Origin of the sequence: Rhodococcus opacus, from assembly GCF_012396235.1 — a bacterium.
Lineage (GTDB): Bacteria > Actinomycetota > Actinomycetes > Mycobacteriales > Mycobacteriaceae > Rhodococcus_F > Rhodococcus_F opacus.
Genome location: NZ_JAAXPA010000030.1, coordinates 29,814 through 56,057, shown reverse-complemented (window position 1 = coordinate 56,057; position 26,244 = coordinate 29,814). Strand labels below are relative to the sequence as shown.

Below are 26,244 nucleotides of genomic sequence, written 5' to 3'. Positions count from 1 at the left end.
GCCCGATGCGGGGGGACCCAACTGGACCCAACGGAACCTTTCCACTAAGTCCGCCGTCCCTGGAAGTCGAGGCCAGCCGTCCACAACAAGGTTGACGTCCGGGGGTCTCTCCGACGAGGGAAAGGCGATCCAAGTCGATCAAAGGCCGTCCCGGGGTCGAGGCTGCGCGTTAGGCTCAACTATCAGAGGATTCCCTCTATGGATGGTTATGGCGAATCGACCCGTGCGAACGGAAGGGCGATGCCGACAAGTCGACGCTGATCGACCTCGCCCCCTGGCGAAACCCTCCCGGTGTTCGGGAGGGCGATGATGGTCGCGATGGACTCGTTTCGGGTTTCGTCTGCCCAGGAGGCGCTCTGGCTGGCGCAGAAGTTGGCGCCTGGCCTGTCGAACAATATTGCGGCTTATCTCGACATTTCCGGCGACATCGACCCTTCGGTGATGGAAGCCGCGCTGCGGCGAGTGGCGGACGAGGCTCGCTCGGTACTGGTGAATTTCGTCGAGGACGAGGATGGCCCCCGCCAGGTCGTGCGGGACGCGAACTCGTGGAAGCCGTTCTTCATCGATGTCAGTGCTGAGGAAGACCCCGAATCAGCAGCGAGCGCGTCGATGGCCGAGGTCGGCACCGTGCCCTTCGATCTGGAACGGGATGCGCTGTATCGAGCAGGCTTGATCAAGGTTCACAGCGCGCGATTCTTCCTGTGCGCCGTGTGCCACCACATCGTGATGGACGGGTTCGGCGTCGCCATTCTTGCGCTTCGAATAGGTGAAATCTACACAGCGCTGAAGACCGGAAGACCGATTCCTGAATCCGGATTCGGTGGACCGGAGTTGATCGTCGACGAAGATGCCCGCTACCGGCGGTCCGACCGATTCACCCGCGACAAGGAGTTCTGGCGGAACTACACCGCCGCCTTGCCCGAACCACTTCGACTGCCGCGGCATCCGAGTTCGCCGGTTCCCGTGACTTTGCATCACAGCCTGACGGTGTCGGACGACGAGACCGCGCAGTTGCTGACGGCGGCAGAGTCGATCGGGATTCCGATGCCGGGTTTCCTGGCGGCAGCGGTAGCCGGACTCTTCCATCGCCTCTCGGGGATGTCGGAGTTCATGATGCGATTGGCCGTCGCCAATCGGGTCGGAGCCGCACGACGCACACCCGGGTTGGTGTCGAATGCGGTGCCCTTCCGGGTGGAGATCCCACCGCGGGCGCTTTTCGCCGCCGTCGCACACGACGTGGGTACCGAGATTCGTGCCATCTTGCGTCATTCCCGTTATCAGGGCTCCGATGTCAGGAGAGACAGAGGACTGTCCGGATCCGTGGAGAATCGTTTCGGTCCGATTCTGAATATCATTCCGTTCTTCGATTCGATCGATTTTGCAGGCAATCCGGCATCCATGCGCGGCGTGTCGTTCGGCCCCGTGGACGACCTCTCGATTTCGATCTACTACGGCGGTCGGGGCAGTGCCGGAATGAACGTCGAGATCGACGCGAACGGCGCGCTGTACAGCGGTGAAGATGTGCGGCTTTATGCAGATCTGCTGATGGCGTTCGTCCGTGCGGTCGTCGCCGACCCGGAAGGCCGGATAGAGGAACATGACTTCCTCCGACCCGCCGAACGCGAACTGGTTCTGCGTACCTGGAACGACACGACGGTACCGGTACCCCGGGCCACGATTCCCGACCTGGTCGAACAGCGGGCCGCCGCGACACCCGACGCGGTGGCACTCACTCTCGGCGATCGGCACTGGACATATCGAGACGTCAATGGTCGAGCGAATCGGTTGGCGCGGTACCTCATCGCTCGCGGTGTGGGCCCGGAATCCCTCGTAGCAGTCGCGATGCAACGGTCCTCCGAGTTGATCGTCGCGCTACTCGCTACTCTCAAGGCCGGCGGCGGATATCTCCCGATCGATCCGAACTATCCCAGCGCGCGAACCGCTTTCATTCTCACCGATGCCGCACCGCTCCTGCTCTTGACCGACACCGCGACCGCGGCATCGTTGCCGGACAACGACATTCCCTGTCTCGTGTTGGACCTGGACGACGCCGACACCGACGGCATATCAGTGGTGATCAACCCCGCCGACGATGACCGGATCGCCCCGCTGAGACCGGGCAATACCGCGTACGTCATGTATACGTCCGGTTCGACCGGCACCCCGAAAGGGGTCGTCATCAGCCACCGCAACGTGGTGTCGTTGTTCGCCGGAACCGATCGGTGGTGCGGTTTCGGAGGCGGGGACGTGTGGGCGTGGTGTCATTCGCAGGCCTTCGACTTCTCGGTGTGGGAGTTGTGGGGGGCATTGACGCACGGCGGGCGGGCCGTGATCGTGCCCTGGGAAGTGGTGCGCTCGCCCGCCGAGTTGTGGAATCTGGTGCGGCGGGAGCAGGTGACGATCCTCAATCAGACCCCCTCCGCGTTCTACGAGTTCGCAGATGCCGAACGCGAGGACCATTCCCCGGGGCCTGATTCGGTACTGCGAATGGTGGTGTTCGGCGGGGAGGCATTGGACCCGGGCCGGCTACGCGGCTGGTTCCCGGGCGAACGTCCGAACAGTCCGATTCTGGTGAACATGTATGGCATCACCGAAACCACGGTGCACGTGAGCTACCTGGAGTTGACCGCACGCGCCGGGCACGGGGGTCGAAGTCCGATCGGGATTCCTATCGGTAACACGCGGGTCTTCGTGTTGGGGTCGGCATTGGTGCCGGTGCCGATCGGTGCTGCGGGAGAGTTGTATGTCGCCGGGTTCGGGGTGGGCCGAGGATATGTGAGTAGGGCCGGGTTGACGGCGGAACGGTTCGTAGCGTGCCCGTTCGGAGAACCCGGTTCGCGAATGTATCGCTCCGGCGACGTGGTGCGGTGGACGTCCGACGGCATGCTCGATTTCGTCGGACGCGTGGACGAGCAGGTGAAGGTTCGGGGATTCCGGGTCGAGCCGGGGGAGGTCGAGACGGCACTGATGTCACATCCTGCGGTGACACAGGCGGCGGTGATCGCCCGCGAACCCCCTTCCGGCGCCGATCGTGCGGACGGGGACACCGGAACCGACACGCAGCTGGTGGGGTATGTGGTGCTCGACAGGGGCGTCTCGCTCGTCCGTGACAGAGCACGGGAGGCCGAGCTGGTGTCGCAGTGGCGGCGGGTATACGACGACCTGTATGCCGGGGACGCGTCCCATGCCGGTGAGCAGCTGGACTCGACCGCGTTCGGAGAGGATTTCGGGGGGTGGAACAGTAGCTATACCGGGAAGCCCATCGCCCTCGAGCACATGCGGGAATGGCGCGCGGCGACCGTGGCTCGGATTCGCGAGCTCGGGCCGGCTCGGGTGCTGGAGATCGGGGTCGGAACAGGACTGTTGCTCTCACAGTTGGCGCCGCACTGCGAAGAGTATTGGGGCACGGACTTTTCCGCTCCCACGATCGACGCCTTGCGATCGCGGTTGGCGGAGCGGCAGGACCCATGGGTCGAGCGCGTGCACCTGCGGGTCCAGGCCGCCGACGACCTCGGGGGTGTGCCGCACGGTGTTTTCGACACCGTGGTGTTGAACTCGGTCGTGCAGTACTTCCCGAACGCGGGGTACCTGATCGACGTGATCGGCACGGCACTGCGATTGCTGCGCCCCGGGGGCGCGCTGTTCCTCGGCGACGTGCGAAATCTCGCGTTGCTCCGGGAATTCGCGACAGGCGTGCAGATCGCCCACGCGGATGCCGACACGACTGCCGTGGTGATTCGCGATCGGGTGCGCCGGGGCATTGCCGCCGAGCAGGAGTTGCTGCTCGCGCCCGAGTTCTTCACAGCATTGCCGACGCTGATCCCCGACATCGGCGGAGTCGACATTCAACTCGAGCGCCTCCGCGCAGTCAACGAATTAAGCTGTTACAGATACGAAGTCGTTCTACGTAAGAGACCCGCGAAGACCCGGTCGCTGGCTGATGTGCCGTCGACGGCGTGGCAACGATTCGGCGATCCCACCGCGCTGCGGCAGTTCCTCACGGGCCGGCGTCCGGACCGTGTGCGGGTGATCGGTGTGCCGCACGCGGGGTTGGCGCCCGATGTCGATGCCACACACGCGCTCGACGACGCCGCTGACCGCGACCACGTCCCCACCCGGCGTGACGCGGACAGTCGAACGGACGCCATGTTGCCGCAGGACTGTCACGACATCGGTGAGGAGCTGGGGTTCGCGGTGTCGGTGACCTGGTCACCGACACCGGGCCTGATGGACGTGATATTCACCGACATCACCACCCGGCCGCACGAGAATACGCAGGCATCGGTCGCGGTATCCGATGTCTACCTGCCCGACGGTCCACTCGGCGACATGACCGAGTACGTCAACGACCCCGGTGCAAGCAGGCTGTCGTCCGAGGTTCGACGCTTCGTGGCCGGACGACTGCCGGAGTTCATGGTGCCCGCGGCGGTGGTGGTGCTGGATCGGTTGCCGTTGACCGTGAACGGCAAGCTCGATCGGAAAGCGTTGCCGGCACCGGAATTCATCGGTGGCGTGTTTCGGGCCCCGCGGTCACCGGTGGAGGAGACTCTCGCGTCGCTCTACGGTGACGTGCTCGGTCTTCCGCGGGTGGGGATCGACGACAGTTTCTTCGACCTGGGCGGGCATTCTCTGTCCGCGACGCGGTTGGTGGGGTTGATCCGCAACGCGCTGGGCGTGGAGGTGCCGATCCGGGTGGTGTTCGAATCCCCGTCGGTGGCGGAGTTGGCACCCCGGCTGGGCGAGGCCGCGGTGGCGCGGGTGCCGTTGCTCCCGTGGGCGCGGCCCCATCGGGTGCCGTTGTCGTTTGCGCAGGCCCGGTTGTGGTTCCTGTATCGGTTCGAGGGACCGTCGGCGACGTACAACATTCCGGTGGCAGTGCGGTTGACCGGCGCCCTCGACATCGAGGCGGTGGTCGCGGCGGTCGGGGATGTGGTGGCTCGGCACGAGAGCCTGCGGACGGTGTTCGGGGAGGACGAAGGGGTGCCGTTCCAGCGGATCCTGCCCGCGGAGGAAGTCCCGATTCCGGTGCACGCGGAGAAGATCGATCAGGCGCGGTCGAGGCAGGCCGTTGCGGAGGCGGCGGGATATCGGTTCGATTTGTCCGGCGAGATTCCCATCCGAGCATCACTGTTGGAATGTGTTTCCCGAGAGCACATCCTGGTATTGGTGCTGCACCATATCGCGGGGGACGGGGGTTCGTTGGCGCCGTTGGCCCGCGACATCGCGGTCGCATATGCGGCGCGGACCGACGGCGAGATGCCGGGGTGGGTGCCGTTGCCGGTGCAGTACGCCGATTACACCTTGTGGCAGCGGGAGCTTCTGGGCAGTGCGGATGATCCGGGGAGTGTGCTTGCCGCACAGGTCGAGTATTGGCGGGCCGAGTTGGCGGGGCTGCCCGAGTGTATCGAGTTGCCGACTGATCGTCGACGTCCGGCCGAATCGAGTTACCGGGGTGGCACGGTGGAGTTCGTGATCGCACCGGAACGTGCTTCGGCAGTCACGGAACTTGCCCGCAGATGTGGGGCAACACCCTCGATGGTGCTCCAGGCGGTGCTGGTGGTGCTGCTCCACCGGCTTGGCGCGGGGGAGGACGTTGCGATCGGGGGACCGATTGCGGGCCGTACCGACGAAGCGTTGACCGAGTTGGTGGGGTTCTTCGTCAATACCTGGGTGCTGCGGGTGGATCTGTCGGGGAACCCGCGGTTCGATCAGGTGCTCGACCGGGTGCGGGGTAAGGCGTTGGCGGCGTACGAGAATCAGGATGCGCCGTTCGAGCGGTTGGTGGAGTTGCTGAATCCGGCCCGGTCGACGGCGTATCATCCGTTGTTCCAGGTGTCGTTCGCCATGCAGAACAACGCTTTTCCCGAGGTCGAGTTCCCCGGGTTGGAATGGACCACACTTCCGGCTCCGACCGGGACGTCGCGTTTCGACCTGTCCTTCACCCTCACTCCCGATGGTCACCAGGGTCTGGCCGGGGTCGTCGAGTACGCGAGTGACCTGTTCGACCGCGGTACGGTGGAGGGTATCGCGGCCCGGTTCGTGCGGTTGTCGGAGTTGATCGTGGCGGATCCCCGCGGGCGGATCGAGGGGTACGAGATCCTCGAGCCCGACGAGCGTGAGCTGGTACTGCGGACCTGGAACGACACGCGCACGCCGGTACCGGACTCGACGATTTCCGGCCTGTTCGAGGCCCAGGTCGCCGCGACTCCGGACGCGGTGGCGGTCACGTTCGGTGACGAGAACTGGACCTACCGGGAGTTGAGCAGTCGAGCGAATCGGCTGGCACACCGCCTGATCGGTGCGGGTGTCGGCCCGGAAGTGCTGGTGGCGGTCGCATTGGAGCGGTCACCCGAGTTGGTCGTCGCGTTGTTGGCCGTCCTCGAGGCCGGGGGCGGGTATCTGCCGATCGACCCCCGCTACCCGAGTGCGCGGACCGGGTTCATTCTTACCGACGCCGCTCCGATCCTGATCCTGACCGACACCACCACCTCGAGCATGCTGCCCGACAACGGCATCCCCACACTACTGCTCGACGCGTACTCGGACGAGGTCGACCAACGGGAGGACATCCCCGGAGACAACGACCGCGCCACACCACTTCGGCCGGACAACACCGCGTACGTGATGTACACCTCCGGATCGACCGGCACCCCCAAAGGGGTCACGGTCGACCACCACAACGTCGTCAACTGCATGGTGCAGGTGGCCTCGAGTCTCGGTGCGCCAGGGCTGGCGCGGGTGCTGGCAAGTACGTCGGTGAGTTTCGACGTGTCGGTGTTGGAGATTTTCGCTGCGTTGTGCGCCGGTGGGAGTATCGGCATTGTGCGTGACGTTCTCGTGCTCGGCGAACAGCGCGGCTGGACCGGGGGTGTGATCAGCACTGTCCCGTCGGCGTTCGAGGAGGTACTCGATCAGATCGAGGGCACGGTGAGTGCCGAGACGGTGGTGTTCATCGGCGAGCAGTTGTCAGGGCGATTGCTCAGTGCAGTCGGTGCCGCGATTCCCGGTGTCCGGGTTGTCAACGGGTACGGTCCGACGGAGACCACCGTCTACGTGACGAGCCAGGTCGTGGAGTCGTCGGACAACCCTGTCGGTGGGTCGGTGCCGATCGGTGTGCCGGTACGGAATTCGCAGGTATTCGTGTTGGGTGCCGGGCTTCGGCCGGTTCCGGTGGGTGTGGTGGGGGAGTTGTATATCGCCGGGGTTCAGTTGGCGCGCGGCTATCTGGGCCGGCCGGGGTTGACGGCGGAGCGGTTTGTCGCGTGTCCGTTCGGGGCGGTGGGTGCGCGAATGTATCGATCGGGGGATCTGGCGCGGTGGACTGCTGATGGTGTGCTCGAGTTCGTGGGACGTGCTGACGAGCAGGTGAAGGTGCGGGGGTTCCGGGTGGAGCCGGGGGAGATCGAAGCGGTACTACTGAAGCACCCGGCGGTGGCGCAGGCAGTGGTCATTGCCCGGGACACCCCGGCGACGGGCGGGCAGTTGGTGGGGTACGTCGTCCTCGAGCCCACCGACACCGTCACGAGTGTGGGGGTGCGAGAGTTCGTGACGGGGCGGCTCCCGGAGTACATGGTGCCGGCGGTGATCATGCTGGTGGATCGGTTGCCGTTGACGGCGAACGGGAAGCTGGATCGGAAAGCGCTACCGGCACCGGAGTTCACCGGTGGGGTGTTCCGCGCGCCGCGGTCATCGATCGAGGAGACGCTGGTCTCGCTATTCGCTGACGTGCTGGACGTTCCGCGGGTGGGGATCGACGACAGCTTCTTCGATCTCGGTGGGCATTCGCTGTCCGCGACACGGTTGGTCGGGCGGATCCGCACGGTGCTGGGGAAGGAGGTCCCGATCCGGGTGGTGTTCGAATCTCCTACGGTCGCCGCACTGGCGCCGCGACTCGGCTCCGGAGCGGTTCGGCCGCCGCTGGTCCCACGCACGCGGCCTGAGCGGGTGCCGTTGTCGTTCGCGCAGGCCCGGCTGTGGTTCCTACACCGCTTCGAGGGCCCGTCGGCCATCTACAACATCCCGGTGGCGGTGCGACTCACCGGCGACCTCGACACCGAGGCCCTGGTGGCAGCGATCGAGGACGTGATCGCCCGGCACGAGAGCCTGCGAACGATCTTCGGCGAAGCCGAGGGGATTCCGTTCCAGGAAATCCTTTCCACCGACGAGGTCCCTTCACCAGTGCAGATTATCGACGTCGAGGCCGACGAAATACCCGCGGCAGTGACCACGGCTGCAAGGTATCGGTTCGACGTCGAACACGACATTCCGATCCGGGCAACGTTGGTGGCGTCCGGATCCCACGAGCACATCCTGGTCTTGGTGCTCCACCACATTGCGGGGGACGGGGCGTCGTTGACACCGCTCGCACGTGACATCGCCGTCGCGTATGAGGCCCGTTCGGAGGGCAGGGTTCCGGGGTGGGCACCGCTGCCGGTGCAGTACGCCGATTACACCCTGTGGCAGCGAGAAGAACTGGGCAGTGAGCACGATCCGGGCAGCGTGTTCTCCACCCAGCTCGACTACTGGAAAACCGAGCTGGCGGGGCTACCCGACTGCATCGAGCTACCTGCCGACCGGCGACGACCGGCTGCACCGAGTTACGGCGGCGGCGTGGTCGAGTTCTCGATCGGACCCGAACGTGCGACGGCGATAACCGAATTGGCTCACAACGGTGGGGCAACACCATCGATGGTAGTGCAATCAATGCTGGCGGTAGTACTCCGCAGACTCGGTGCCGGGGGCGATGTTTGCGATCGGCGGACCGATCGCGGGTCGCACCGACGACGCTCTGACCGAGTTGGTGGGGTTCTTCGTCAACACCTGGGTGCTACGCGTCGATCTGTCGGGGAATCCGCGGTTCGACCAGGTGCTCGATCAGGTCCGCGGGAAGGCGTTGGCAGCGTACGAGAATCAGGATGCGTCGTTCGAGCGGTTGGTGGAGTTGCTGAATCCGGTCCGATCGACGGCTTATCATCCGCTGTTTCAGGTGTCGTTCGCCATGCAGAACAACGCTTTCCCCGAGGTCGAGTTCCCCGGGTTGGAATGGACCACACTTCCGGCGCCGACCGGAACGTCCCGTTTCGACCTGTCTTTCACCCTCACCCCCGACGGTCACCAGGGTCTGGCCGGGGTCGTCGAGTACGCGAGTGACCTGTTCGACCGCGGGACGATCGAGGGTATCGCGGCTCGGTTCGTGCGCTTGTCGGAGTTGATCGTCGCGGATCCGCAGGCGCGAATCGAGGGGTACGAGATCCTCGAGCCCGACGAGCGCGAGGTGTTACTCCGGACCTGGAACGACACCGCAGCCCCCTTCTCGGAAACCACCGTCGTGGAACTGTTCGAGCGACGAGTGGCGGCGACACCCGACGCCGCAGCGGTGACCTTCTCCGACCGGAGCTGGACTTACCGAGAAATCAACACACAGGCGAACCGGCTGGCGCACTATCTGATCGGCGCCGGGGTCGGCCCGGAAACCGTGGTGGCCGTCGCACTGGAGCGGTCGGAAGAGTTGGTCGTCGCCTTGTTGGCGGTGCTCAAGGCCGGCGGCAGCTACCTTCCCATGGACCCGAACTATCCCAGTGCTCGCGCCGGGACAATTCTCGCCGACGCGGCACCGCGGCTGATCCTGTCCGACACTGTCACCGTGGCCACGCTGCCCGACCACGATATCGACCGGGTACTGCTCGATGCAGACCTGGACCTCGACACGACTGCAGCCGCCGTGAGGGGCCGGGCCGATCACGATCCCGTCGACCGCGATCGGATCACCCCCTTGAGGCCCGATCATGCGGCGTATGTGATGTACACCTCGGGGTCGACAGGTGTTCCGAAGGGTGTCACCGTGAGCCACCGGAGTGTGGTGTCGATGTGCGCCGGCACTGCCGACCGGGTGGGTGCGGACGCTGCGGATGTGTTTGTGTGGTGCCACTCGGTGGCGTTCGACTTCTCGGTGTGGGAGTTGTGGGGCGCGTTGGTACACGGTGGCCGCGTGGTGGTGGCGCCGTGGGACGTGGTGCGCTCACCGATCGAGTTGTGGAAGTTGGTGGTTCGCGAACACGTCACGGTTCTCGGGCAGACGCCGTCGGCGTTCTACGGGTTCGGGGAGATCGAGCACGACGACCCCGTGGTGGGGGCCGGTTCGGTGTTGCGGACGGTGGTGCTCGGCGGAGAGGCGGTGGATCCCGCCAGGCTGCGGGGCTGGTATCCGGGCGAGGATTCCCGCCATCCACAGGTGAGGATCGTCAACGGTTACGGACCGACGGAGACGACGGTCTTCGCGGCGATGTACTCGCTACCCGAATCTCGGAGTGAGCGTGATCGGATGAGTGTCCCCATCGGCGTTCCAGTGGGCGGTGTGCGGGTGTTCGTGTCGGGTGCTGGGTTGATGCCGGTCCCGGTGGGTGTGGTGGGTGAGCTGTATATCGCCGGGGTGCAGTTGGCCCGCGGTTATCTGGGTCGGCCGGGGCTGACGGCGGATCGGTTCGTGGCGTGCCCGTTCGGGGATCCGGGATCGCGGATGTATCGATCCGGGGACCTGGTGCGGTGGACCGCTGGCGGTGTCCTCGAGTACGTGGGACGCGCGGATGAGCAGGTGAAGGTCCGGGGGTTCCGCGTGGAACCGGGGGAGATCGAAGCAGTGCTGCTGTCGCACTCTGCCGTTTCGCAGGCGGTGGTGATCCCCCGGGAAACCCTCGTCGGCACCGAGTTGGTGGGGTACGTCGTTCTCGATTCCCGGACCGGTGCCGACTCCCTGGGGTTGCGGGAGTTCGTGGCCGGGTTGTTGCCGGAGTTCATGGTGCCGGCGGCGGTCGTGGTGGTGGACGGGTTGCCGTTGACGGTGAACGGGAAGTTGGATCGGAGGGCGTTGCCGGCACCGGAGTTCACCGGTGGGGTGTTCAGGGCGCCGCGGTCGCCGGTGGAGGAGACGCTGGTCTCGTTGTTCGCGGACGTGCTCGACGTCCCGCGGGTGGGGATCGACGACAGCTTCTTCGATCTCGGTGGCCATTCGTTGTCGGCGACGCAGTTGGTGAGCCGGATTCGATCGGCGCTGGGGGTGGAGGTCCCGATTCGGATGGTCTTCGAATCCCCTACGGTCGCCGAACTCGCACCCCGGCTGAGGGACGGCCCGGCACGGGTGCCGTTGACTCCGCGGGTGCGGCCCGAGCGGGTGCCGCTGTCGTTCGCGCAGGCCCGGTTGTGGTTCCTGCACCGGTTCGAGGGCCCGTCGGCGACGTACAACATTCCCGTGGCGGTGCGACTCACCGGAGACCTCGACACCGGGGCGGTGGCAGCCGCTGTTGCGGACGTCGTCGCCCGGCACGAGAGTCTGCGTACAGTATTCGACGACCTGGACGGTGCACCGGTTCAGCGGGTCCTCCCCGTGGCGGAAGTACCAACTCTGGTGCACGTGGAGAAGGTCGACCCGGCCGGCGTGATGGCTGCGGTGACAGCGGCGTCGGGGTACCGGTTCGACATTGCACACGAAATTCCCCTCCGGGCAACATTGTTGGAGGCCGGACCCCACGAACACGTCCTGGTGATGGTCCTGCACCACATTGCGGGGGACGGGGCGTCGTTGGCGCCGCTGGCTCGGGATGTGGCGGCCGCGTATGCGGCCCGCGCCGATGGACACGCTCCGGGGTGGGCACCCTTGCCGGTGCAGTACGCCGATTACACCCTGTGGCAGCGGGAAATTCTGGGGAGCGAGGACGATCCGGGCAGTCTGCTGACCGCCCAGCTCGACTATTGGACAACCGAACTGACGGGGCTGCCGGAGTGCATCGAGCTCCCCGGCGATCGTCGCCGACCGGCTGCACCGAGTTACCGTGGCGGCACCGTGGAGTTCGTGATCGATCCCGGATTGGTTTCGGGAGTGGACGAAATGGCCCGCGGTCGTGGCGCGACACCGTCGATGGTGTTGCACTCGGTGTTGGCAGTGCTGCTCCGCAGGCTCGGTGCCGGGGTGGATATCGCGGTCGGGTCGCCGATCGCGGGCCGCACCGACGACGCGTTGACCGAGTTGGTGGGGTTCTTCGTCAACACTTGGGTGCTGCGCGTCGACGTGTCCGGGAATCCGCGATTCGACGAGATCCTCGACCGGGTGCGGGTGAAAGCCCTGGGTGCGTACGAGAATCAGGATGCGCCGTTCGAACGGTTGGTGGAGTTGCTGAACCCGACCCGATCGACGGCCTATCATCCGTTGTTCCAGGTGTCGTTCGCCATGCAGAACAACGCTTTTCCCGACGTCGAGTTTCGTGGACTGGACTGGACCACACTGCCGGCGTCGACCGCGACTTCTCGTTTCGACCTGTCCTTCACCGTCGCCCCCGACGAGCAGCAGGGTCTGGCCGGGGTCGTCGAGTACGCGAGCGATCTGTTCGACCGGGGCACGGTGGAGACCATCGCGGCCCGGTATGTGCGGCTGCTCAGGTGCATCATCGAAGATCCGCAGGGCCGGATCGAAGGCTACGAAATCCTGGAACCGACCGAACGCGAGCGGGTACTGCGGACCTGGAACGACACGAGCTCACCGATACCGGATACGACGATCCCGGGCCTGTTCGGGCAGGAGGTCGCTGCAACTCCCGATGCCGTGGCCGTGACGTTCGGTGAGGAGAACTGGACCTACCGGGAGCTGAGCAGTCGAGCGAATCGGCTGGCACGCCATCTGATCGGTGCGGGTGTGGGGCCGGAAGTACTGGTGGCGGTTGCACTGGAGCGGTCACCCCAATTGGTTGTCGCGTTACTCGCAGTCCTCGAGGCCGGGGGCGCGTATCTGCCGATAGACCCCCGCTACCCGAGTGCGCGGACCGAGTTCATCCTCGCCGACGCCGCGCCGCTGCTCATCCTCACGGACACCGCAACCGCACGCACGCTGCCGGACAGTGACATACCCCGGATACTTCTCGACGGCATCTCGGACGAGGACGGGCAAGCGGAGGGCCTCAACCCCGACGACAGCGATCGCACCACGTCACTGCGACCGGGCAACACCGCGTACGTGATGTACACCTCCGGATCGACGGGGACCCCGAAAGGGGTCACCATCGACCACTCCAACGTGGTCAACCTGGCGTTGCACGGATGGCCGGACGGACCCGGTGAGCGCGTGTTGCTGCATTCGTCGATGGCGTTCGATGCCTCGGCGTACGAGTTGTGGCCGACACTGCTCAGCGGAGGCCGGTTGGTTGTCGCCCCGCCCGGGTCACTGGACATCGAGGTGCTCGAGCGGGTCGTCGACGCGGTTGGTGTGACGTCGATGTTCTTGACGACCACGCTGTTTCACCTGTTGAGCGATTCGCCGGAACATGAGAGGGGGGCGCTCGACCAGCCACGTCAGTTGGTCACCGCGGGCGATGTGTTGTCGCCGCGCGCTGTACGACGCGTCCTCGCTCGCCACCCGCGCATCACCGTGGTGAACGCGTACGGGCCGACGGAAACCACCGTGTGTGCCACCGCGTACTCGGTATCGGGTTCGACGGGCTTCGACGACCAGGTCAGCGTGCCGATCGGGGTGCCGATCGGTAATGCCCGCGCACTCGTCTTGGGAACAGGGATGGTGCCCGTCCCGGTGGGTGTGGTCGGGGAGTTGTATATCGCCGGATCAGGTGTGGGCCGCGGGTACATCGGCCGGCCGGGGTTGACGGCGGAACGGTTCGTCGCGTGTCCGTTCGGCGAACCGGGCTCACGGATGTACCGCTCGGGTGATCTGGTGCGGTGGACGACCGACGGTGTGCTGGACTTCGTCGGCCGCGCAGACGAGCAGGTGAAGATCCGCGGAATCCGAATCGAACCCGGCGAGATCGAAACGGTGTTGGTCTCGCACCCCGCGGTGGGATCGGTCGTGACGGTGGACCGGGTAGGTCCGTCGGGGCAGAAGGTGCTGGTGTCGTATGTGGTCGCGGCGCCCGGGGCCGAGGTGGACGTCGAGGCGTTGCGACTGCTCGCGGCGGGCCGTCTACCGGACTACATGGTGCCGTCGGCGATCATCGTCGTCGACCGGATACCTCTCACACCGGCCGGCAAACTCGACCGCAGAGCACTTCCCGAGCCTGATCTCGCATCCGACACCCCGTACCGGGCTCCACGATCCATTGCCGAGCAGACATTGGCGGCGGTGCTGGCCGACGTCCTGGGCGTCGATCGGGTGGGTGTCGACGACGACTTCTTCCGGCTCGGCGGGGACAGCATCATGTCGACCCAGGTGGTGTCGCGGGCGCGGGCTCGCGGCGTGCTGGTGTCGGCGCGAGACGTGTTCCAGCGACGGACCGTCGCCGGGCTGGCCTCCGTCGCGCATCCGGTGAGGGATGACGACTCCGTCATTTTCGAGGACGTGCCGTTGCCGCGTCCGGCTCCGCGACAGCTGTCGGGCATCGAGGCACGGTATCCCGAGGCCGTGGATGTGTGGCCGCTGGCACCGCTGCAAACAGGTTTGGTCTTTCACGCAATGCTGGCGTCGCAATCGGCCGATGTGTATGCGGTGCAGACGGTGCTGGGTCTGTCCGGACAGGTGCATGCGGACCGTGTGAAGGCCGCGGCACAGGCGATACTCGATCGCCACGCGAATCTGCGGGTCGCGTTCCTCACCGAGGGGGTGGCGGAGCCGGTCCAGGTGGTGCTCGAGGGCCTCGTGGTGCCCTGGTGGGAAGCCGACGTCAGCGGTGTCGATGCCGGGGAGCGAGACGACGAACTGGCACGGCTGCTGTCGGACGATGCGGCTGCCGGCTTCGACCTGTCGGAGCCACCGCTCCTGCGTTTCGGTTTGGTCGCGATGGGCGACGGAGACTTCCGGCTGGTGGTCTCGTATCACCACGTACTGCTCGACGGATGGTCGATGCCGTTGCTGATGCGCGAAATGCTGACCGTCTACGGTGCCGGCGGGGACGGAGCCGTACTGGAACCCGTGGTCTCGTATCGCCGGTATCTCGGGTGGCTCGCGACTCAGGATCGGCAACGGTCGCTGCAGGTGTGGGAGGAAGCGCTCGACGGTGCGGAGCCCGCGCTGATCGCGACTGGGCGCCCGGAATCGGCGCGGGGATCGTCAGTGCTCCGGCGTGAGCTCGACGAGGGTCTGTCGTCGGAGATACCGGAGCTGGCGTCTCGGTGGTCGGTGACGGTGAATACCCTGGTGCAGGTCGCGTGGGCGATCGTGCTGGGCATGCATACCGGCCGCCGTGATGTGGTGTTCGGCGCGACGGTCTCGGGTCGGTCCGGACAGATTCCCGCCATCGAGTCGATGGTGGGGCTGTTCATCAACACGGTCCCGGTGCGGGTCCGGCTTCATCCCGAGGAATCCATCGCCCGGTTGATCGCCCGGGTTCAGGCGGAGCAGGCGGAGTTGATCGAGCATCATCATGTTCCGCTGCCGGAGATCCAGCGGGTCGCCGGCGTGGGGGCCCTGTTCGACACCTTGACGGTATTCGAGTCGTACCCGAACGATCTGCGGAGCCTCGCCTCCTTGCTCGAGTCGATCGGCTCCCTCGCGATCACGTCCCTGGATTCGTTTGGAGGAACCAACTATTCGTTGACGCTCGCGGTGGAAGCCGGTGAGCGGACGTCCGTATCGCTGTGGTACGACCCAGCCTTGTTCGATGACGACGAGGTGGGTCGGATCGCGGACAGGTTCCACCGGGTGCTGGAATCACTGGTGGCTGCGCCGGAGGGCGCAACGGGAGACATCGACCTCCTCGCGCCGGAGGAACGGAACCTGCTGGTTCCCGTGCGCGGCGCGGCCGCGGAGACGGTCCGGACACTGCCGGAGATCCTCTCTGCGGCAGTCGTACACGATCCGAGTGCGGTGGCGGTCGTGTGTGGAGAGCGCTCCCTCACATACCGGGAGTTGGACGACGAGTCGAGTCGTATCGCACGGGTGTTGATCTCACGCGGCGTCGGGCCGGAATCCACGGTGGCCGTGGCGGTGCCGCGGTCGGTGGAGTCGGTGCTGGCGGTATGGGCGGTGGCGAAGGCAGGTGGTGCGTTCGTTCCGGTGGATCCGTCGTATCCGGCGAGTCGGCTCGAGTACCTGATCGCCGATTCCGCCGCGCGGTGCGGAATCACGGTCGCCGCGTGCGTCGGTACCCTGCCGAGAACCCTCGACTGGTGGGTGCTCGACGAGCCGGAGGCGCGAGCCGAGTGTTCCCGTCAGTCCACCGAATCGGTGACCGATGCGGGCCGGATCGCTCCGTTACGGGCCGATCATCCCGCGTACATGATCTACACGTCGGGGACGACGGGTGAGCCGAAGGGCGTCGTCGTACCGCATCGGGGACTGGGTAGTCTCGCGGCGGAGATTGCGGAGAGGTTCGCCGTCACGGCGGATGCACGCGTGCTGCACGTGGCGTCGCCGAGTTTCGATGCGTCGGTGCTGGAGTACCTGCTGGCGACGGGTTCGGCAGCGTCGATGGTTGTGGTTCCGGCGGGTGTGGTCGGTGGCGAGGAACTGGGCCGGATTCTCGAGAGTGCGTTGGTGACGCACGCGTTCCTCACCCCCACGATGCTGGCGACGGTACCGGTCGAGCGGATGTCGTCGGTGCGATGCCTGCTCACAGGCGCGGAGGCGGTTCCGGTATCGGTGGTGGAGTCGTTCGCTGCGGGACGGCGGATGCACGACCTCTACGGGCCGACCGAGGCGACGGTGGCGGTGGCGACCTCGCCGCCGTTACCACCGCACGGTCCGGTGACTCTGGGCGGTCCGGTCCGAGGTGCGTCCCTGGTGGTGCTGGACACGTGGCTGCGTCCGGTACCGGCGGGAGTGGCGGGGGAGTTGTATGTCGCCGGGACTCCGCTGGCTCGGGGATATCACGATCGGACGGGACTGACAGCGGAGCGATTCGTGGCGAACCCGTTCGGCTCGCCGGGCCAGAGGATGTATCGCACGGGCGATGTCGTGCGGTGGATCGAGCGGGAAACCGGTTTGGGACTGGAGTATCTGGGGCGCAGCGATTTCCAGGTCTCGGTGCGGGGCCGTCGGATCGAGTTGGGCGAGATCGACGCTGCGCTCACCGAGCAGCCCGGAATCGGCTCCGTGGTGACGGTCGATCGGAAGGGCCCGTCCGGGCAGACGGTGCTGGTCTCCTACGTGGTCCCCGCAGCCGGGAGTGAAGTGGACGCCGAGAGGGTGCGGACGGTGGCGGCCGGCCGCCTGCCGGAGTACCTGGTGCCCTCGGCGATCGTGGTGCTCGAGAAGTTGCCGCTCACACCGGCCGGCAAGCTCGACCGCAGTGCGTTGCCGGAGCCGGCGTTCTCGTCGAGCAAGGCGTTCCGGTCTCCGCAGACCGAGACCGAGGAGATCCTCGCCCGCGTGTTCGCCGAGGTACTCGGCGTCGACCAGGTGGGGATCGATGACGGATTCTTCGATCTGGGTGGCGACAGCATCCGGTCGATCCAATTGGTATCGCGCGCGAAAGCGCGGGGTGTGCTAATCACGGCGCGGGATGTGTTCGAGCACAGGACTGTTGCGGGACTGTCCGAGGTTGCAGTCCTGAACCACGATTCGGACCGGGTCGTGCTCGAGGAGTTGTCCGGTGGCGGAGTGGGAACGATGCCGTTGACGCCGATCGGGCGGTTCCTCCTCGCGCGGGGTGGTGGGTACCGCCGATTCGCGCAGACGATGGTGTTGGAGTTGCCCGCCGGTATCGATCGGGCCGGGTTGGCCGCCACCATCGGCGCCGTGATGGTCCGTCATGACATGTTGCGATCGCGTGTGGTGACCGATGACGCTGGGGAGCAGAAACTTCGGGTCGATCCCCCGGATACGGTCGACGTGAACCGCCTGATTCGACAGGTCCACGGTGATGACGCACCGGGCGATCCGGCGTGGCTGCGGCTGGCGTCGGCCGAGTTGGATGCGGCCCTGGGGCGTGTGGATCCGGCGGCGGGCGTAATGGTGCAGTTCGTGTGGCTGGACCAAGTCCCCCGTGACGGCGACGGTTCGGCGGGTTCGGGTCGGCTGCTGGTCGTGGCCCACCACCTGGTCATCGACGGCGTGTCGCGGCGGATCATCATCCCGGACCTGGCGGCGGCCTGGGCGCGGGTGCGTACCGGCGAACGCCCGGAACTGCCCGCGGGCGGGACGTCGATGCGGCGGTGGGCACACGGGCTGGTGGACGAGGCATTGCGGCCAGGGCGAGTGGCCGAGTTACCGTTGTGGCAATCGATTCTGGAGGGCCCCGACCCGACGTTGGGTTCGCGCAGATGCGACCCGATCCTCGATGTTCTGTCCACAGTGCAGCACGTGCGGATCCAGGTGCCAGCGCACGCGACAGCGTCGCTGCTCACCAGGGTCCCCAAGGTCTTCCGCGCCGGGGTCGACGATGGTCTTCTGGCGGGGTTGGCGATGGCGTTGACCCGCTGGCGCCGCCGTCGCGGGGTTGTCGAGCCGTCGTCGTTGATAACCCTGGAGAATCATGGTCGCGAGCAGCACGTCATACCCGGGGCGGATCTATCCCGCACGGTCGGCTGGTTCACGACAGCTTTCCCGATTCGCCTCGATATCGCGGGCGCCGATCTCGACGACGCATTCGCCGGCGGGCCCGCTGCCGGGCTCGTGATCAAAGCGGTCAAGGAACAGGTGCTGGCGCTGCCCGACCGTGGCATCGGTTACGGGTTGCTTCGGTATCTGAACGCGGACACCGCACCGCAACTCGGGAAGTATCCGGGCGGACAGATCAGTTTCAACTATCTGGGGCGCATCTCGGCCGCCGATGTTCCCGAGGAATTCCGTGACCTCGGCTGGATGCCCGCGAGCGAGGGAACGGCACTCTCCGCGACGATGGATCCGGACATGCCGGCGATGGCCGAAGTGGACATCAATGCGATGGTGACCGACGGTCCGGACGGTCCCCGACTCGGTGCCGTGTTCGGATTCCCCGCCGGGGTGCTCTCCCGTGACGATGTTCAGGAACTTGCCGACCTGTGGTGCGACGCAGTCTCGGCACTGGCTCGGCACGCGCAGGGGCCGGGGGCCGGCGGGCTGACACCGTCCGACGTGCCGCTGGTGTCGGTGTCGCAACACGATATCGAGTCGTGGGAGGACCGGTACCCGGGCGTGGTGGATGTGTGGCCGTTGACCGCGATGCAATCCGGCCTGTTGTTCCACTCGATGCTGGCCGGTTCGTCGTTCGACGCGTACACCACCCAGCTCGTTCTGCACCTCGGCGGACGGGTCGATCCAGAGAGGATTCACGCTGCGGGACAGGCATTGCTGGATCGCCAGGCGAACCTGCGGACCGCGTTCGTCGACGATTCCGAAACCGGGCCGGTACAGGTCGTCCTCGGCGCAGTCGCGTTGCCATGGCGCGAGGTCGACCTGCGGAACCTTCCCGAGGGCACTCGAGACGGCGAGTTCCAACGTCTTCTCGTCGAGGATCACGCCACACATTTCGACCCGGCGACGCCGCCGCTGATCCGATTCACGCTCGTGACGATGGGACAGGATCGATTCGAGCTGGTGATCACCAATCATCACGTGCTGCTCGACGGATGGTCGATGCCACTGCTCGCCGAGGAACTACTCGCGCTGTACGTCTCGGGAGGCGACGCCGCCGCGTTACCGAGAGCGACCGGATACCGGAATTTCCTGGTCTGGCTGGCCGCGCGCGACCGAGCCGAATCTTGTCGAATCTGGGCGCAGGCCCTCGTTGGGATCGAAGAGCCGACCCTGCTGGCGCCCGCGCACCCGGAGTGGGAAACCACCTCGGGGGAAGAGCACGTGACGGTCGAACTACCCCCGGAGACGGCCACGAGCTTGTCGGTGCGGGCCGCCGAACTGGGTGTCACGCTGAACACCGTCGTTCAGGGAGCGTGGGGGATTCTGCTCGGACAGTTGTCCGCCCGGCGGGATGTGGTGTTCGGCGCGACGGTCTCCGGCCGACCGGCCGGACTGCCCGGTGTCGAGTCCATGGTGGGCTTGTTCATCAACACCCTGCCGGTGCGGGTTCAGTCCACACCGGGCGACACTGCTGCGGAGTTGTTGACCCGGTTGCAGAAGCAGCAGGCCGGCTTGTTCGATCACCACTACCTCGGGTTGACGGAGATCAACAAGGCCGCCGGGGTGCGCGACCTGTTCGACACCCTCGTCGTGTTCGAGTCGTACCCGATCGATCGCGCCGCGTTGGCAGCCGCAAACCCCATCGACGGAATGGTCGTCACCGGAGTCCGTACGATCGACGCGTCGCACTACCCCATGACCCTGATCGCGAGAGTCGACTCCCAACTTCGGTTGACCGTAGCGTATCTGCCGAACCTGTTCGGCGCCGCAGCCGTCGACACGATCGCCCGGCGGCTCACCCGTATCTTGCAGACAGTCGCGGACGACCCTCACGTCGCCGTGGACCGCATCGACCTCGTCGAACCAGGCGAGCGTCGGCTGGTGGTGGGCACGTGGAATGACACTGCGGTCCCCGTGCCGGAGGTGACACTTCCCGACCTTTTCGAACGCCAGGCGGCTGTCACGCCGGAGGCGGTGGCCCTGACGTCCGACGACGAGCAGTTGACGTATCGAGAGGTCGGCGAGCGAGCGAACCGGTTGGCTCGGAGACTGATCGCGCACGGTGTCGGTCCGGAGTCTCTGGTCGGTGTCGCCGTGCGACGTTCGATCGATCTCGTGGTGGGAATCTATGCGGTCGTGACGGCGGGTGGAGCATATGTGCCGATCGACCCCAACTACCCCAGCGAACATATCCGGCACATGATGGAGTCCGCGGCACCGGTCTGTGTGTTGACGCGATCGACCGACCGCGTACAGATCCCGGGCGGCGTCCCCGTGCTGGAGATCCATGGCGCGCAAAGACCTGATGTCGACTCCTCACCCGTCCGCAACGAGGATCGAATCACCCCGTTGAGGCCGGGTAACACGGCGTACGTGATCTTCACGTCCGGCTCGACGGGCCGGCCGAAGGGGGTCGCTGTCAGCCATTCGGCGATCGTGAATCAGTTGCTGTGGATGCGGGACCATTTCGGCTTCGACCACGACGACGTGGTGCTGCAGAAGACCCCCGCGACATTCGATGTGTCGGTGTGGGAGATGTTCCTGCCACTGGAGGTCGGGGCGCGGCTGGTGATCGCCAAGGCCGAGGGACACCGCGATGCGGCCTATCTCGCCGAGATGATCAGATCGGAGAAGATCACCACCGGCGACTTTTCGCCGTCGATGCTGGCCATGGTCGACGAGAGACTCGAGCCGGCTGATTGCGACTCGCTTCGACGAGTCTTCTGCGGCGGCGAAAACCTGTTGTCCTCGACGGCAAACCACTTCATGGAGCGCAGTGGCACTGCGGTACACAACGTGTACGGGCCGACCGAAACGGCCCTCCAGGTCACCCACCATCGATGCGGCCCGTCGAAAGACACGAGCGCGCCGATCGGCGCGCCGGTGTGGAACTCCCAGGTCTTCGTGCTGGGTGCGGGGTTGGTGCCGGTTCCGGTGGGTGTGGTGGGCGAGTTGTACATCGCCGGGGTGCAGCTGGCCCGCGGTTATCTCGGCCGGTCGGGGTTGACGGCGGAGCGGTTCGTGGCGTGTCCGTTCGGGGCGGTGGGTGCGCGGATGTATCGGTCGGGGGATTTGGTGCGGTGGACCGCCGAGGGTGAGCTCGAGTTCGTGGGGCGCGCGGACGAGCAGGTGAAGGTGCGGGGGTTCCGAGTCGAACCCGCCGAGGTCGAGGCGGTGCTGCTGAAGCATCCTGCGGTGGCGCAGGCGGTAGTGGTGGCCCGCGCCACCGGCAGTGGCACCGAGTTGATCGGATATGTAGTTCTCGATATCGACGGGGTCGACGGGTCGAGTGATTCGGCGACCGGGGTTCGTCGTTTCGTGGCAGGGTTGTTGCCGGACTTCATGGTTCCGGCGGTGATCATGGTGGTGGATCAGCTGCCGTTGACGGCCCACGGGAAACTGGACCGGAAAGCGTTGCCGGAACCGGAATTCACCGGCGGCATACTCCGGGGTCCGCGGTCGCCGGTCGAGGAAACTCTGGTGTCGTTGTTCGCGGACGTGCTCGACGTGCCGCGGGTGGGAATCGACGACAGTTTCTTCGACCTGGGTGGGCATTCGTTGTCGGCGACGCGCTTGGTGAGCCGGATTCGGTCGGTGTTGGGTGTGGAGGTTCCGATCCGGGTGGTGTTCGAGTCCTCGACGGTGGCGGAGTTGGCACCCCGACTCAGGGAAGGCCCGGTCCGGGTGCCACTGACCGCAAGGGTGCGGCCCGAGCGGGTGCCGCTGTCGTTCGCGCAGGCCCGGTTGTGGTTCCTGTATCGGTTCGAGGGCCCGTCGGCGACGTACAACATTCCGGTCGCGGTGCGACTCACCGGCGACCTCGACACCGGGGCGGTCGCAGCCGCTGTTGCGGACGTCGTCGCCCGGCACGAGAGCCTGCGAACCGTGTTCGGTGAGGAAGGGGGTGTGCCGTTCCAGCAGATCCTGCCGGCTGAGCAGGTCGTCGCGGAACTGCCGGTTCAGATCGTCGACGTGCGGGACAGCACTCTGATGGATGCAGTCGCGGAGGCGGCGGGCTGTCGATTCGACCTGTCGGTCGAGATACCCCTGCGGGCCCGCATTTTCCGAGTTTCCGAATCAGAGCACGTGCTGGTATTGGTGCTGCACCATATCGCGGGGGACGGGGGTTCGCTGGCGCCGTTGGCCCGCGACATCGCCGTCGCGTACGCGGCGCGCACGACGGGCCACGCGCCGGGGTGGGTGCCGTTGCCGGTCCACTATGCGGATTACACGTTGTGGCAGCGGGAGCTTCTGGGCAGTGCGGATGATCCGGGGAGTGTGCTGGCCACTCAGGTCGAGTATTGGCGTAGCGAGTTGGCGGGGTTGCCGGAGTGCATCGACCTACCCACCGATCGGTGCCGACCGCCGGCACCGAGTTACCGCGGCGGCACGGTGGAGTTCACAGTCGCACCGGAACTGGGTTCGGAGGTAACCCAACTGGCCCGCAGCGCGGGGGCGACACCCTCGATGGTGCTGCAATCTGTGCTCGCGGTGCTGCTCCACCGGCTTGGCGCGGGGGAGGACGTTGCGATCGGCGGGCCGATCGCGGGCCGCACCGACGACGCCCTGGCCGAGTTGGTGGGGTTCTTCGTCAATACCTGGGTGCTGCGTGTGGATGTGTCGGGGAATCCGCGGTTCGATCAGGTGCTCGACCGGGTGCGGGGTAAGGCGTTGGCGGCGTACGAGAATCAGGATGCGCCGTTCGAGCGGTTGGTGGAGTTGCTGAATCCGGCCCGGTCGACGGCGTATCATCCGTTGTTCCAGGTGTCGTTCGCCATGCAGAACAACGCTTTTCCCGAGGTCGAGTTCCCCGGATTGGAATGGACCACACTTCCGGCGCCGACCGGGACGTCGCGTTTCGACCTGTCCTTCACCCTCACCCCCGATGGTCACCAGGGTCTGGCCGGGGTCGTCGAGTACGCGAGTGACCTGTTCGACCGCGGGACGGTGGAGGGTATCGCGGCCCGGTTCGTGCGGTTGTCGGAGTTGATCGTGGCGGATCCCCGCGGGCGGATCGACGGGTACGAGATCCTCGAGCCCGACGAGCGTGAGCTGGTACTGCGGACCTGGAACGACACGAGCGTACCGATACCGGACTCGACGATTCCCGGCCTGTTCGAGGCCCAGGTCGCCGCGACTCCGGACGCGGTGGCGGTCACGTTCGGTGACGAGAACTGGACCTACCGGGAGCTGAGCAGTCGAGCGAACCGGCTGGCACACCGCCTGATCGGTGCGGGTGTCGGCCCGGAAGTGCTGGTGGCGGTCGCATTGGAGCGGTCACCCGAGTTGATCATCGCGCTACTGGCCATCCTCGAGGCCGGGGGTGCATACCTCCCTATCGACCTGCAGTACCCCGGTGCACGAACCGGGACCATCCTCACCGACGCCGCTCCGCTGTTGTTGATTCTCAGCGACACCATGACCGAAAACTTGTTGCCCGACAACGACATCCCCCGGATACTTCTCGACACCCGCACCGACGAGGGCGGACGATGGGAGGCGCGAAACCCCGACGACAACGACCGCATCGCATCACTACGACCGGACAACACCGCGTACGTGATGTACACCTCCGGGTCGACGGGTGTTCCGAAGGGCGTCGCCGTGAGCCACCGGAGTGTGGTGTCGCTGTTCGCCGGTACCGCAGGGTGGGCCGGCTTCGATGCCGGGGACGTGTGGGGGTGGTGTCATTCGGTGGCGTTCGATTTCTCGGTGTGGGAGTTGTGGGGGGCGTTGGTGCACGGGGCCCGGGTTGTGGTGGTGCCGTGGGAGGTGATGCGTTCGCCGGTCGGATTGTGGGAGGTGGTGGTTCGGGAGCGGATGACGGTTCTCGGTCAGACGCCGTCGGCGTTCTACGAGTTCGCCGAGGTCGAGCGTGAGGATCCCGCTGTGGGGGCGGATTCGGTGCTGCGGATGGTGGTGTTCGGCGGTGAGGTGTTGGATCCGGCCGGGTTGCAGGGCTGGTCCCGGGGCGAGCACGTGAATCCTCTGATTCTGGTCAACGGGTACGGGCCGACCGAGACGACAGTCTTCGCGGCAACCTTCGTGCTACCCGAGTCGGGTGAACGCGCCGACCGGGCGAGTGTGCCGATCGGGGCGCCGGTGGGCAACACGCAGGTGTTCGTGCTGGGTGCGGGGTTGGTGCCGGTTCCGGTGGGGGCGGTGGGGGAGCTGTACATCGCCGGGGCGCAGTTGGCTCAGCGGTATGTCGGCCGGCCGGGGTTGACGGCGGAGCGGTTCGTGGCGTGTCCCTTCGGGGAGCCGGGTGCGCGGATGTATCGATCCGGGGATCTGGTGCGCTGGACCTCCGGCGGAGTGCTCGAGTTCTACGGAAGAGCGGACGAGCAGGTCAAGATTCGCGGATTCCGGGTCGAACCCGCGGAGATCGAGGCGGGTCTCCTGACACATCCGGCCGTGACCCAGGCGGTGGTGGTGGCCCGGGACACCGCCACCGGCACCGGATTGGTCGGTTACGTGGTCTCCGATGCCGCCGACACCGGCACAGGTGTCGAGGTCCGCCGGTTCGTGGCCGGGATGCTGCCGGAATACATGGTTCCAGCGGCGGTGGTGGTGCTGGACCGGTTGCCGCTGACGGTGAACGGGAAACTGGATCGGAGAGCATTGCCGGCACCGGAGTTCACCGGCGGGGTGTTCCGGGCGCCGCGGTCACCGGTGGAGGACACGCTGGCTTCGCTCTACGCCGAGGTTCTCGGTGTTCCCCGCGTGGGGATCGATGACAGTTTCTTCGACCTGGGTGGGCATTCGCTGTCCGCGACGCAATTGGTGAGCCGGATTCGGTCGGTGTCGGGGGTGGAGGTCCCGATCCGGGTGATCTTCGAGTCTCCGACGGTCGCCGAACTCGCACCCCGCCTGGGTGAGGAGGCCGAACCCGACTCGCTCGATCCGTTCGCGGCCATCTTGCCGATCCGAAGCGAAGGATTAGGACCGCCGCTGTGGTGTGTCCACCCGGGTGGCGGACTGAGCTGGTGCTACATGGGCCTTCGCGCCCACCTCCCCGGCCGGCCCATATATGGCCTGCAAGCACGGGGCTTCGATGGAGTGACGCCGCTACCGACGTCGATCGAGACGATGGCCGCCGACTATCTCGAGCAGATCCTCACCGTTCAGGACGACGGCCCGTTTCTTCTGCTCGGATGGTCGTTCGGTGGCCTTGTCGCCCATGCGATCGCCACCGCGCTGGAACGCCGAGGGCTCGAGGTTGCATTCCTCGCGATGATGGACAGCGTGCCTGCACTTACGGATCGTCACATCGCTGAGGAGCCCTCGGACGAGGAACTGCGACAATCGATATGGGCATGGGCGCATGACCGATACGGAGAGATGGTCGATTCGCCTGAGAACGCGTCCATCGAGGATGCTGCCTTTATGCTGTATCGGAATCATCTACAGCTGACGAAGACCCATATCCCGCCGGTCTATCACGGGGACATGTTATTTCTCCGCCCAACGTTGACGGAAGACGGATCAATTTCACGCGACTCGTCTGCTGAAAGCTGGGAGTCGTACATCACCGGGAACATTGAGACACGTGACGTCCACAGCACACACGCTGATATGGACCAACCCGAACCACTCGCCGAGATCGCGCAGATCCTCAACGACGAGCTTTCGAAACCCGACCGGTACACGCGACTACGCGCCTACCGTACTCGGCCGTGATCATCGCAGCACAGAAGCACCACGGAAAGGGGCTTGAACTGGGAATATGACACGTCCCCTTGGGTTCGGTCGAGAAG

General features: G+C 66.0%; 1 protein-coding gene and 1 pseudogene. Both read left to right on the top strand.

Annotated features, from left to right (window positions below):
• Window positions 1-306 precede the first annotated feature (306 nt).
• A pseudogene (locus HGB39_RS30365) lies at window positions 307-8,688 on the top strand (amino acid adenylation domain-containing protein); the annotation flags it as partial.
• A gap of 55 nt (window positions 8,689-8,743) precedes the next feature.
• Window positions 8,744-26,167, top strand: a complete 17,424-nt coding sequence (locus HGB39_RS39150) for a non-ribosomal peptide synthetase (protein WP_247607550.1) — start codon at window positions 8,744-8,746, stop codon at window positions 26,165-26,167.
• Window positions 26,168-26,244: the final 77 nt, after the last annotated feature.